The sequence below is a fragment of the Flavobacterium sp. FlaQc-47 genome (assembly GCF_044006475.1).
Classification (GTDB): Bacteria; Bacteroidota; Bacteroidia; order Flavobacteriales; family Flavobacteriaceae; genus Flavobacterium.
Genome location: NZ_JBIPCQ010000001.1, coordinates 341,840 through 354,997, shown reverse-complemented (window position 1 = coordinate 354,997; position 13,158 = coordinate 341,840). Strand labels below are relative to the sequence as shown.

Here is a 13,158-nt window from a genome sequence, read left to right as displayed (position 1 = left end):
CACAAAAAAAATGAAGTTATTCTTTTTATATTTTAGTTTTTTCCAGTGTATGTTAGCATTTGCACAATCTGATGTTACTTATCAAAACTACATAAACAGAGTAAAGCAATTCTCAAAACCTGTCAGAGTTTTATCTAATTATATTGATAAAGAAGGAAATGGCCCGATTGAATTTACAAATTCTAAAAAACAAATCCTGCGGTTTCGTGTACAAAATAAAAAACTACAGATTCTTCATGGTGGTGTTGCTTATCAGCTTTTCTATTACAATAATAATTACCTGCAAAGAATTGAAACATTTGATGCATCCGGAAATTTAGCGGGAGAAAGAGAATCTAAAAATGAAGCTGCAGTAGCATTTATTATCGAAAAACCAGCTCTTTATTTAAAGAAAAAGAAACTTATAGACGATGCCGAAGGAAACATTGACCTGAAAGACGATACCAACGAAAAAATAATAAGAGTAGAATTATTCGATGAGAATAATTTGCCTATTAGAGAATTTCAACCCACTTATATCTCAAGCAAAATGTACTGGGACTATAATGTTAGAATGTATTGGCCCTGATTTTAAAAACCTAAAAATTCTAATTTAGCCCCGATGGAAGTGGAAATCCTTTTGCTTTTTTCTTTAAAAAGCAAAAGATTGTAGCGGACAGCGGGACGAATGTTAATTATAAAACAAATTGTTTATGCTCCCGAAGAAAATTGTGGCTTTATTTTTGAATAAGTAGTATTTTTGAAACTTATATAAAAACCTACGTAATGAAAAAGATTTTAATTTTAGCCCTTATATTTTCTCTTAGTTGTCAAGCTCAGGTAAAAGAAACTTTTGCTCAAAAACTAGCAAAATTATCTACTCAACTTTCCGGAGTTGGAGGCGTGGATATTGCATCTGGATTAAAAGAGGCTTTGAACAAAGGAATTACTGAACAAGTGAGCAAATTAACCGCTGTTGATGGTTTTTATAAAAACGAGGCTGTAAAGATTTTAATGCCGGAAGAATTACAAAAAGTGGATGCTACTTTACGTAAAGTTGGGTTATCCTCTCTTGCTGATGAAGGGATAAAAGTATTGAATCGTGCTGCAGAAGATGCCGTAAAAGAGGCAACACCAATATTTGTTACGGCGGTAAAAAACATGTCATTTACAGATGCTAAAAACATTTTGTTAGGAAATGAAAGTGCTGCAACGACCTATTTACAAGGAAGTACTACTACATCTTTGTACAGCAAATTTAATCCTGTAATTAAAACTTCTTTCGAAAAAGTAGGTGCTGATGTTGTCTGGACAAAAATCATCAATAAGTACAACACGATTCCTTTAGTAAAAAAGGTAAATCCGGACTTGACAGATTATACAACAAATCAGGCTCTTGCTGGTGTTTTTAAAATGATTGCTGTTGAAGAAAAAGATATTCGTACAAATATTAATGCGAGAACTTCACCTTTACTGAAAAAAGTTTTTGCAATGCAGGACAAAAAGTAATTTTTTTGACAATAAATGTTTAATCGTTTTGTTGTTTAATCGAAAACAATAAAACGATTAAACAATCCAAAATTAACCGATTAACCAATTAACCAAAATGCAAAAAATAACCATTCTGATTCATTGCAAAGACCAAAAAGGAATTATTGCTGCAGTGACAACTTTTATTGCTAAAGTAGAAGGAAATATTATCTATATCGATCAGCATGTTGATGTGGAACAAAATGTATTTTTTATGCGATTGGAATGTGAACTTACCAATCATAATATTACAATTGAAGGCTTAAAAGCTGATTTTGATCAAACTATCGCGACTGATTTTAATATGTCGTGGGATTTGTACAATCAGGAACAAAAACCTCAAATGGCGTTGTTTGTATCTAAATACGATCATTGCTTGTTTGATATTTTAGGTCGTTACAGTGCCGGGGAATTAAATGTTGAAATTCCGGTAATTATTAGCAATCATAACGATTTAAGATCGATTGCAGAACGTTTTGATATTCCGTTTCACTGCGTGCCTTTTACAAAAGATAATAAAGAAGAAGGTGAAGCCAAGCAAATCGAATTATTAAAGAGATATAATATTAACTTTATTGTTTTGGCGCGTTATATGCAAATCATTACGCCAAAATTAATTGCACTTTACGAGAACAAAATCATTAATATTCACCATTCCTTTTTACCTGCTTTTCCAGGTGCAAAACCGTATCATTCGGCTTTTAAACGTGGGGTAAAGATTATTGGTGCCACAAGTCATTATGTGACGGCAGAGTTAGACGAAGGTCCAATTATTGAACAGGATATTGCGAGAGTTTCGCACATTCATTCGGTTGATGATTTTATTATGAAAGGACGCGATTTAGAACGTATTGTTTTGGCTCGCGCTATTAAATTACATGCAGAACGTAAAACAATGGTTTATAGTAATAAAACTGTTGTGTTTTCTTAAAGCTGAATTTTTTATTGCAAGGTTTTTTTGCCCACGGATCAGACGGATCTAAACTGGTTTTCGCTGTTTTTTTTCTGTGAATATACCTTTTAAACCGGACTGAAGTCCGGCCCTACAATATAATTCGTTCCTTCGGAACTATAGAAAGCCTTTGGCTTTATCTATATTTTATGGTCTTACTTCCGTGTGGTTACATAAAAAAATTTATTAAATACATCAAATAACAAAACCCGACAGGTTTTAAAACCTGTCGGGTTTACTATTTAAGATCTGAAAGTTTAGAATCTTAGTAACTCAGCACCTCAGAAACTTATTTTACCTTACTTCGATTAGCAATCTTGGATCAGAAAAATTATTTACTTCATCCATTGTCATTCCTAATGCATTTGCTACTCCTGTTCCGTATGCCGGATCTGCTTTGTAACAGTTGCGAATATGACGCACCTGAATAAATTTCTGAGCTCCTCCTACTTGTCCGGCTGTATTTTTGAACAGTAATTGTTTTTTCTCCTCTGTTAATAAACGGAATAATAAACCTGGCTGAGTGAAATAATCATTATCATCGTCTCTGAAATTATGTGCATAAGCATCACCATGAAGTGCCAATGGCGGTTCTTTAAATTCAGGTTGCTCCTGCCATTCCCCAAAACTATTTGGCTCATAATGTTTACGTCCGCCATTATTTCCGTCTACACGCATTGCCCCATCTCTGTGGAATGTATTATAAGGACATCTTGGTGAGTTTACAGGAATTTGAAAGTTGTTTACTCCTAAACGGTAACGGTGTGCATCTCCGTATGAAAATAAACGTGCCTGCAACATTTTATCTGGTGAAAAACTGATTCCCGGCGGTACATGAGCAGGATTAAATGCTGCTTGTTCTACTTCGGCAAAATAGTTTTCAGGGTTTTTATTCAATTCAAATTCTCCAACAGGAATTAATGGAAAATCACCTTTTAACCACACTTTAGTCAAATCAAAAGGATGAAATCTATAGGTTGAAGCTTGTTCTTCGCTCATCATCTGAACGAACATTTTCCATTTTGGGAAATTTCCTTCTTCAATAGCGTCAAATAAATCTCTTTGATGGCTTTCTCTGTCTCCACCAACTAATAAAGCAGCTTCTTCATCAGATAAGTTTTCGATTCCTTGTTGTGATACAAAGTGAAATTTTACATAATTTCTCTCATTTTGAGCATTTAAGAAACTAAAAGTATGACTTCCGAATCCGTGCATTTGTCTGTATGTTTTCGGAATTCCCCTATCGCTCATTACGATTGTAACCTGATGTAAAGCTTCTGGCAATAATGTCCAAAAATCCCAATTGTTATCAGCACTTCTTAAATTGGTTTTTGGATCACGTTTTACAGCGTGATTTAAATCAGGAAATTTCATTGGATCACGAAAAAAGAAAACAGGAGTATTATTACCTACTAAATCCCAGTTTCCTTCGTTTGTGTAAAATTTCATGGCAAACCCACGAATATCTCTTTCGGCATCAGCCGCACCTCTTTCACCTGCTACGGTCGAAAAACGTACAAACATTTCTGTTTGTTTCCCAATTTCCGAGAATAAGTCGGCTCTTGTATATTTTGTAATATCGTGAGTCACCGTAAAAGTTCCGTAAGCTCCTGATCCTTTTGCATGCATTCTTCGTTCCGGAATTACCTCGCGGTCAAAATGCGCCATTTTTTCTAAAAACCAGAAATCTTGCAATAAAACAGGTCCACGAGGTCCTGCAGTCTGAATATTCTGATTGTCTGGAACAGGAGTTCCTGTTGCAGTTGTTAATTTTTTGTTCAAATCCATAATGCTGATTTTTAATGTTTTATCAAATATACAAACTAATCTTTACGATATTCATAAACAAAATTGATTGTTATTATATTTTAATAATCAAAAGTTATTTAACGTTACTGAAAGCTTAGAAACAGCAATTAAAAAATCTTAACTTATGTCCAACAAAGTAATAACAAAACCTTAACAGCAAAACATTCATATATATAAGATCTTTGTAGTGTAATAAACTGGTTATTTATTATTTTGGTTTTGGTTAGTTAAATGATGCCGGCGTCTTCGAGATGCCGGCATTCTTTTTTTATAGCAATTTTTGTTTTTTTTTGTTAGGGTTGCTTTACAATTGAGTATAATTTTACCACAGAGATTCGCAGAGTTTTTCACAGAGTTTCACAAAGTTTTTTTATTATAGTCTATAAAATCTACAAAAAAAACACAATCTAATAACTTGAAACATTAAACAAAGAAAACCTGAAACTTACCCCTTTCCTCATTTTGGATACAACTACACGAGATTTAGATACTTTATAAAAGTAATACTGGCGGATCTTTGCTTTAGAATTTCAAACAAATATCTAAAACAGAAAATTATGAGTAGTATCAATAAAATTAAATTAGGACATCAGGGGTTTATTGTTCCCAATATTGGTTTAGGCTGTATGGGAATGACGCAAATTGCAGGTAATGATATTTATGGCAAAGCCGATGAAAAAGAAGCGATTGCAACCATTCACCGTTCGCTTGAATTAGGTGGCAACTTTTTAGACACCGCAGATTTATACGGACCTTTACATAACGAAAGATTAATTGCAAAAGCCATAAAAGGGAATAGAAACGCTTATAGCATTGCTACAAAATTTGGTTATGAAATTGACGATAACGAACAGCTTACCTGGAAATTCAACGGCAAAAAGGATTATGTAAAAAAATCGGTCGAACGTTCCCTAAAAAACTTAGGAACTGATTATATCGATTTATACTACCTGCACAGACTTGATCCTAATACACCAATCGAAGAAACTGTTACCGCTATGGCAGAATTAGTTCAGGAAGGAAAAGTGGGATATATCGGTTTATCTGAGGTTTCATCACAAACAATTCGTAAAGCGCATGCAATTCATCCGTTGACGGCCATTCAAACCGAATATTCTTTATTTGAAAGAAGTGTAGAAGAAGCTGGAATATTAGACACTCTAAATGAGTTAGGAATTGGCTTTGTTGCTTATTCTCCACTTGGACGAGGTTTTCTTTCCGGAGATATTAAAAGTCCGGATGATTTTCCTGATACTGATTTCAGAAAAGCTTTACCTCGTTTTCAGGGCGAACAATTTCAGAAAAACATTCAACTGGTAAATGAAATTAAGAAAATGGCAGAAGAGAAACAAATGACTGCGTCGCAATTGGCAATTTCGTGGATTTCTTCAAAAAACATCTTATCAATTCCGGGAACGAAACGTGTAAAATATGTTGAAGAAAATATTGCCGCAGCGCAAATAATTCTAACAACAGAAGAAATGAACCGTTTGGAAAAAATTATTCCGCTGGGAACTGAAACTGGAATGCGTTATGATGAAGCTAATATGTCTTCTATAGATCAATAAGACTTCTGGATGGTACGCGGATAATACGAATTTGCTAAAGCGAAAACGCAGATTTACGCGGATTTTTTTTCAATAAGTTTTTTTTGTTTTGTATGTCAGGCTTAGCGAGATCGAATATAAGCGAACATTAACTTTCAAAATAATATAAAAACAAACTAAAAACGTCATTGGCAGCGAAGTCTAATCTTATGGAAAGTAACCATGAAACCAAATTTTATTTGCTAAAGAAAAGTTATCTTTACGATAGCTTTTCCTTAGTTCTGTATTTCTTTAAATATTCCATTATTTTATTATGAAAAAAGAAGCTCATATTCCGTACTTGATTCGTTCTATTTCAGAAATGCATTCATTATTGAGAATTCCAAAACCGCAACATCCGTTAGTGAGTTTTGTTGATCTGAGTAAAATAACCTGCCATTTTGATGATAATCTAAAAAGCGTTGTCTATGATTTTTATACGGTTTGTATCAAAAAAGGATTTACCGGAAAGATGAAATACGGTCAAAATTATTATGATTTTGATGAAGGTGTCATGACCTTTATGTCGCCGGGACAGGTTATTTCTACAGAAGTTTCTGTTGATTCTGCGGTTTACGGAGCCATGTTGGTGATTCATCCTGATTTTATTCAGAATTATGCTTTGGCTAAAAACATTAAAGATTACGGTTATTTCTCTTATGCTGTAAGTGAAGCTTTGCATCTTTCAGAAAAAGAACAAGAAATGATTACCGGAATTATGAAAAACATCGAGCAGGAATATTGTTCCTCGATTGATGCTTTTAGTCAGGATGTCATGGTTTCACATATTGAATTGCTGCTTAATTATTGCAATAGATTTTATAACCGTCAGTTCCTGACTAGAAAAAGTGCTAATAATACGATTTTAACCCAACTGGAAAACTTGCTTTCTGATTATTTTGAAAGTGACAAAGTACAGCAATTCGGGTTGCCAACTGTTGCTTATATCTCTGATGAATTGAATGTTTCTCCTAATTACCTAAGTGATTTATTGCGTTCTTTAACGGGTCAGAGTACACAACACCATATTCATAATAAAATCATTGAAAAAGCAAAAGAATTACTCACAACGACTTCATTAAGTGTGAGCGAAATGGCGTATCAATTGGGTTTTGAATATCCGCAATCGTTTAATAAACTATTTAAAAGCAAAACCAATGTTTCTCCTTTAGAATTTAGAAGTTCTTTTAATTAGATTTTAAATAAAAACGGAATTTTACTTTGAGCATAATTTTTACCGCAAAGTCCGCAAAGATTTTTCGCAAAGATTCGCAAAGACTTATTTCATAATATAAAGTAGGCAAAGTTCGCAAAGCTAAATCAACACAAAGCTTTGCGAACTTTGCCTTTTATAAAAGCTTTATAGTAAAAAAACTTTGCGAACTTTGCGATTAAATCCACAATCCAGCAAACTTGAAATTTAGTTTTTCAATCTTTCGTGCAAAATTTTAAAATAAGCAAAAGCCTTTAATAATCTACTTCCATGCCAGGAGAACATTTCGCCATCTACAAAAACAGTTTTGGCGTGATGTGTAAATCTTCCTATTTCAAAAGCATCTTCTTCTTTAAAAGGATAGGGCTCTGATGACAGTAAAACCAAATCAGGATCGCCTTCAAGACGCATTTTTTTGAGTTCTATTTCTGGATATCTGCCTTTGTCTTTGTAGATATTCTCAAAGTGATTTAACTTTAATAATTCATTGATATAGGTATCATTTCCGGCTACCATAAATGGATTTTTCCAGATAAAATAGGCCACTTTTTGTATTGGGATATCTGCAATATATTTTTTGAAATCGCTTAAAGCGAAAGCGAGTTTGTTATTCCATTTTTGAGATTCGGTTCTGCAATTAAAAAGTTGACCAAAATCTGAAATCATCTGAAAATTATCTTCTATACTAATAATGTTCGTTACCCAAACCGGACAAATGGTACTTAATTGATCGACGATTTCCTGAGTGTTTTCTTCTTTATTACAAATGATAATATCGGGCTGCAGTAATTTTATTTTTTCGAAATGGATTTTCTTTGTTCCGCCAACAATCTTTTTAGTCGATTTAAAATGATACGGATGAACACAAAACTTAGTGATCCCGATAATTCTTTCTTCTAAACCTAAATCGTACAATAATTCGGTTTGAGAAGGCACTAACGAAATAATTCGTTTAGGAGAATTCTCAAAAGAATGTGAAGTACCGAGTTGATCAATTATTTGTTTCAAGTTTCAGGTTTTATTTGTTTCAGGTTTTCTTTGTTTCAGGTTTCAAGTTGTTGGATTGCGTGTATTTAACCGCAAAGTTCGCAAAGTTTTTACCGCAAAGGTTCGCAAAGGTTTATATTCTTTGCGGGGAAAGTTATTTTCTATAAAAAAGTTCAAAAAGCTATATGTAAAGCTTTGTGAAATTTGATTACTTATAGAAATCAATTAAAACTTCTTAGCGAAACTCTGTGAAAAAACTTTGTGTAACTCTGTGGTAAAATTGCGGTAAAATTATGTTCAAAGTAAAACAAACTTTAAACCTGAAACTTTAAACTAATAATGCTTTCCATTTCCTGTTGCACTTTTAAAGCTTCTTCCCTTGCTTTTTCGGCAAAATCAGTTCCATTTGAAGCGTAGATAATCGCTCTTGCTGAGTTTACCAATAAACCTATTTTATCATTCATTCCGTATTTGCAAACTTCAGATAAACTTCCGCCCTGAGCGCCAATTCCGGGCACTAGCAAGAAACTATCCGGAACAATTTTTCTTATCTCTGTAAAATATTCGGCTTTCGTAGCGCCAACGACGTACATTAAATTGTGGCTGTTTTTCCAGGTTTTAGACGTTTCTAAAACTTGTTTGTATAATTCTTTTCCGTTTGTGGTTAATGTCTGGAAATCAAAAGCACCTTCGTTAGATGTCAATGCCAACATGATGGTGTGTTTGTTTTCGAAAGCTAAAAATGGCTCAACCGAATCTTTCCCCATATAAGGCGCAACCGTTACACTGTCAAAATTTAAATCTTCAAAAAAAGCTTTTGCATACATGCTTGACGTATTACCAATATCACCGCGTTTAGCATCGGCAATGGTAAAAATTTCCGGATAATTCTCGTTGATATAATTTATTGTTTTTTGCAAAGACATCCATCCTTTTATTCCGTAGGCTTCAAAAAAAGCAGTGTTTGGTTTATAGCCTACTGTTAAATCGTGCGTTGCATCAATTATGGCTTTATTGAATTCGAAAATAGGATCTTCGGTTTCTAATAAATGAGGCGGGATTTTGGTTAGATCAGGATCTAATCCCACGCATAAAAATGATTTTTTTAAAAGGATTTGTTCGTGTAGTTGTTGTGTTGTCATTCTTGATTTTTTAGCTCTTCTAATACATCAGAAATAGTTCTTTTTTAGAAAGTACGCAAAAATAAAAAAAGCCATTCAATTAAGAATGGCTTTTTAGTTTTATATTCAGTTCAGGCTTATAAATTACCTAAATAAACAATTTCTGTTCTTCTGTTTTCTGCTCTTCCGGAAGCAGTTTTATTACTTGCAACTGGTTTTGTAGCTCCAAATCCTTGTGAACTTAAATTCTCAGGATTGATTCCTTTTGCGATTAATGCATCCATCACTACTTTTGCTCTGGCTTCAGATAATTTCTGATTTGCTTTAGCATTCCCTACGTTATCAGTATGTCCGTTGATTGCAAATTTAGCATTTGGATAATTTTTCAGAATTTCTTTGATAGCGTCTAATCTACCTGAAGTTACTCCTTTTTTAGCGTCGCTTAATGTTGCTTTTCCTGTTACGAAAAAGATAGATTTAGCTTCTACTTTTAATTTATCTAAAGTAGCTTTAGTCACTTTAGGGCACCCTTTATTATCCGCCGGACCATAGATTAACGGACAATCATCAACGTTATCAGGAACTCCGTCTTTGTCAGCATCTAAAACCGGACAACCTTTATTTTCGGCTAAACCGGCAACAGTTGGACAAGCATCATCTTTATCTAAAACGCCATCCTGATCTGTATCTGGCCAAGGACAACCTTTGTTTTCTACCGGACCCGCAATTGCTGGACAAGCATCTACATTGTCTAATAAAGTATCACCATCAGAATCTTTCCATGGACAGCCTTTATTTTCTACAGGACCAGCGACATCCGGACATGAATCATCTTTATCAAAAACGCCGTCTTTATCTGAATCTGGCCAAGGACAACCTTTATTTTCTGCCGGACCCGCTACTTTTCTACAAGCATCTTCTTTATCGATAACGCCATCTTCGTCTGTATCTTTGAATTTCTTTTCATAAACCGGAATTTTTACTCCAAGATGAAAATCTGCTGCTTTTGATTCTTTCGAAACTAAGTTAGTCAACACAGAACCGGAACCAATGAAGAAAGCTCCAACACGAATTCCTGAACCAACCTGCATTTTGCTATATTCCATGTAAGTCATAGGAACATAAAAACTAAACCATCTTGATTCGTAACGAGGCGTTAAAGTAACACGATCAGCGATTCCGTAACCATTTATTTTATTGTTAGAAACCATATTGATATCTCCGTTAAGATTCAAATAGAATTTTCTGTACATATTCCAGTCTACATCGGCGTGAAGTGCCGTTGGCAAATTGGTTTTCATCCCTTTTGTCGATGATGTTTTTGTATAATGTTCCTCAAGGAAATCATAAAAATTATCAGCATCATTGATCATTTCCTGTGTGATCGTACCGTTTACATTATAAGTATCCTGTCTTGAATTTTTATAGTTAATTGATCCAATATCAGTTACAGATAATCCGAAACGTAATTTGTATTTATTTAAATCTCTGAAGTTATTATCAGCTGGTTTTGCTTTACTTAAATCATATTTTTCATAATCCGGTCTCCATTCATAAACAAGTCCCAGATCAAAACCAAATCCGTTTGAATTAGAGTCAAATTCATAATCTTCCTTTGCCTCAAAGTCCTGACTTGTCCCAACAGTAATTTGTCCGCTTGAAGTAAGAGTTCCTTTGTCCGGATTTATTGTGTTTTCATTGTAGGCAACCTGAACATCTTGTCCTTTAATATATCCGTTTACACCACCTTGTAAATATTTGGCAGTTAAACCACCTTTTAAAAAGTGTTGGTCTTTTTGATATAAAACTGCTGCGTATGAAATTCCAAGTTCAGCCCAGGTATTTGAAGCTCCGTTTGCGTTTCCTGCATTAAAATTAAAGTCACTTGCTTTATCAAGACCTTCTTTAACCTGATCTACAAGATTTCCGTTGATGTTTCTTAAATTAGTAACTGATCTTGCTCTTGTAAATACAGCAATTGTATGTTTAGGAGCAATATTAAACATGAAAGACGGTCCCATGATATCAAAATTTGCAATACCATTGTTAGCATTTTTTGGAGTCATTACAGACTGGCTTTCAAAATCATATCCTTTTTTATAGGTATCAAAAAGTTTAACACCATATAAATCATTTCCTACTGCACCGCTGATGGAAAACAAATTGATATCTGTTTTAAAACGAGAATCAGCAATAGAAGCCGGATTAAAAAGTACACTTTGTACACCTGCGTAATTATCATGGGTATAACCCAGATATGATTGCGCTTTTGCCGAAAATGCAATTGCAATAAGTAATAAACTAAGTAGAGTTTTTTTCATTAAAATTTGGTTTTTAGATAAATTCGGGGCAAAACTACACTTTTAGATTTACAATGAGGTTACCTAAACATTGAATTCATGTAACATCTTCAATAAATTATGTAAGAAAAAACAAAGACCTATGATATATTTTTGATAAACAACATTATATCAAACAATTATGACTCCACATATCGGAATTTCTCCAAAAAATCTAAAAAAAAGTACCAATATATTAGCCACAATTTTATCTAATGAAATGACCCTGTATGTGAAAACAAGAAAATTTCACTGGAACATTTCAGGAAATAGTTTTATGGAATTGCATAAATTGTTTGAAGACCAATACCGAATTTTAGAAGCTCAAATTGACGAGGTTGCAGAACGCATTAGTCAACTTGGCGAAAAAACTATTGGAACAATGAACGAGTTTATAGAAAACTCTACCTTAAAAGAATCTCCTAAAGAATATGCTTCGCAAAAACACATGCTTGAAGAACTCTTAGAAAATCATGAGCAACTGGTAACTGAATTCAGAGATTATATTCCGCTTTTTGAAAATGCTGATAATAATGATATTGGATCTGCTGATTTTGTTACAGGTTTATTGAAAGAGCACGAAAAAATGGCTTGGGTTTTACGCCGTTATCAAGTCTAAAAATGATGAAAATGTGAATTATGAAACGGTTTTTAAAATTCATATAACAAGCAAACAGTAAAGAATTCGGAATTTTACAATATTATAAATTATTAAATCAAAATATCATGAATACTACAGAGATAAAAGGAAACTGGAACGAGTTAAAAGGGAAATTGAAACAACAATATGCTGATTTAACTGATGACGATTTATTATACGATGAAGGAAAAGAAGACGAAATGTACGGAAAACTTCAACAAAAATTAGGTAAGACAAAAGATGAGGTTCGAAAAATCATTGCTGATTTGTAAAACGTTCTAAATCAATTAAAAACACCGTCTAATAAAACATATTAGACGGTGTTTTTTTGAGAATTTTATTTAAATTTTTCAATATTTCAAATCGCTGACAAGCATAAAACCCTATAACCAAAAATAAATTAATTATCTTTAACAAAATTTCTATAAAATGAAACTATTTATAAAGTTCGACATCAACACTATTTGCTCGCTTTTTTTGAAACATAACCTGGACCAACAAAATATAAATTTTACAACTCTGGGATTTGGTGAAATTGAAATTGCAGACAATCTTGATGCTGATGCGCTCGAAGCTTTAAAAAATAATTTGTTACCGTGCGGTTTTGAAGTTGTTGAAAACCAGAAAAGTGTTTTAGTCCAAAAGATTAAAGACGCTATAATTGAGCTTGTTTTCATGGAAGACAGCAATAATTATAAGAGTTCTGTATTTTTAGCAGAAAAATTGAACCATAGTTACGGTTATTTATCAAATGTTTTCTCAGAAGTAACGTATTCTTCTATTGAAAATTTTATTATTTTACAGAAAATTGAAAGAGCTAAGCAATTAATTATTATTAATGAAATGAGCCTGACCGAAATTGCCTTTTTATTGAACTATTCAAGTGTTGCGCATTTGAGTACTCAGTTTAAAAATACAACAGGAATTACGCCATCGGCATTTCAGAGGATAATTAAGAAACGTAGAGAAAATTTAAAATAAAAACCATAATACCATACTAAA

12 protein-coding genes are annotated in these 13,158 nt (G+C 33.3%); 8 read left to right on the top strand and 4 right to left on the bottom strand.

The window, feature by feature from the left end:
* Window positions 1–10 precede the first annotated feature (10 nt).
* From ACHRVX_RS01325 to purU, 3 genes are all read left to right on the top strand, one after another.
* Entirely contained in the window at window positions 11–568 is a 558-nt protein-coding gene (locus tag ACHRVX_RS01325; protein WP_395328149.1) for a hypothetical protein, read from the top strand.
* Window positions 569–765: 197 nt separating this feature from the next.
* The gene (locus tag ACHRVX_RS01320) at window positions 766–1,488 is read left to right on the top strand and encodes a DUF4197 domain-containing protein (RefSeq protein WP_395328146.1); all 723 of its coding nucleotides are present in this window, start codon (window positions 766–768) and stop codon (window positions 1,486–1,488) included.
* Window positions 1,489–1,585: 97 nt separating this feature from the next.
* Window positions 1,586–2,440 (top strand): formyltetrahydrofolate deformylase, encoded by an 855-nt coding sequence (purU, locus tag ACHRVX_RS01315; protein WP_395328143.1) that lies wholly within the window; start codon window positions 1,586–1,588, stop codon window positions 2,438–2,440.
* Between the two features lie 315 nt (window positions 2,441–2,755).
* On the opposite strand, the gene ACHRVX_RS01310 is transcribed toward purU, so the two are convergent.
* Window positions 2,756–4,249 (bottom strand): catalase, encoded by a 1,494-nt coding sequence (locus ACHRVX_RS01310; protein ID WP_395328140.1) that lies wholly within the window; start codon window positions 4,247–4,249, stop codon window positions 2,756–2,758.
* Between the two features lie 578 nt (window positions 4,250–4,827).
* Here ACHRVX_RS01310 and ACHRVX_RS01305 point away from each other — a divergent pair.
* Both ACHRVX_RS01305 and ACHRVX_RS01300 read left to right on the top strand, forming a co-directional pair.
* The gene (locus ACHRVX_RS01305; RefSeq protein WP_395328137.1) at window positions 4,828–5,838 is read left to right on the top strand and encodes an aldo/keto reductase; all 1,011 of its coding nucleotides are present in this window, start codon (window positions 4,828–4,830) and stop codon (window positions 5,836–5,838) included.
* Window positions 5,839–6,130: 292 nt separating this feature from the next.
* Window positions 6,131–7,051, top strand: a complete 921-nt coding sequence (locus tag ACHRVX_RS01300) for a helix-turn-helix domain-containing protein (RefSeq protein ID WP_395328134.1) — start codon at window positions 6,131–6,133, stop codon at window positions 7,049–7,051.
* A gap of 225 nt (window positions 7,052–7,276) precedes the next feature.
* On the opposite strand, the gene ACHRVX_RS01295 is transcribed toward ACHRVX_RS01300, so the two are convergent.
* The 3 genes from ACHRVX_RS01295 to ACHRVX_RS01285 all read right to left on the bottom strand — a co-directional run bounded on the left by ACHRVX_RS01295 (window position 7,277) and on the right by ACHRVX_RS01285 (window position 11,498).
* Window positions 7,277–8,077: an ABC transporter substrate-binding protein gene (locus ACHRVX_RS01295; RefSeq protein ID WP_395328131.1), complete on the bottom strand. Its 801-nt coding sequence runs from the start codon at window positions 8,075–8,077 to the stop codon at window positions 7,277–7,279.
* 293 nt (window positions 8,078–8,370) lie between these two features.
* Window positions 8,371–9,198 carry an orotidine-5'-phosphate decarboxylase gene (pyrF, locus tag ACHRVX_RS01290; RefSeq protein ID WP_395328128.1) on the bottom strand — a complete coding sequence of 276 codons (828 nt, stop codon included), beginning with the start codon at window positions 9,196–9,198 and terminating at the stop codon, window positions 8,371–8,373.
* Window positions 9,199–9,314: 116 nt separating this feature from the next.
* Window positions 9,315–11,498 carry a DUF5723 family protein gene (locus ACHRVX_RS01285; RefSeq protein ID WP_395328126.1) on the bottom strand — a complete coding sequence of 728 codons (2,184 nt, stop codon included), beginning with the start codon at window positions 11,496–11,498 and terminating at the stop codon, window positions 9,315–9,317.
* Window positions 11,499–11,658: 160 nt separating this feature from the next.
* Here ACHRVX_RS01285 and ACHRVX_RS01280 point away from each other — a divergent pair, with 160 nt between their 5' ends.
* The 3 genes from ACHRVX_RS01280 (at window position 11,659) to ACHRVX_RS01270 (ending at window position 13,137) form a co-directional block, all read left to right on the top strand.
* A complete protein-coding gene (locus ACHRVX_RS01280; RefSeq protein WP_395328123.1) occupies window positions 11,659–12,135 on the top strand; it encodes a Dps family protein in 477 nt (158 codons plus the stop codon).
* 107 nt (window positions 12,136–12,242) lie between these two features.
* Window positions 12,243–12,428: a CsbD family protein gene (locus ACHRVX_RS01275; protein ID WP_055098382.1), complete on the top strand. Its 186-nt coding sequence runs from the start codon at window positions 12,243–12,245 to the stop codon at window positions 12,426–12,428.
* A 157-nt stretch (window positions 12,429–12,585) separates the two neighbouring features.
* Complete coding sequence (locus ACHRVX_RS01270) at window positions 12,586–13,137, top strand: helix-turn-helix domain-containing protein (RefSeq protein WP_395328120.1); 552 nt, start codon at window positions 12,586–12,588, stop codon at window positions 13,135–13,137.
* Window positions 13,138–13,158: the final 21 nt, after the last annotated feature.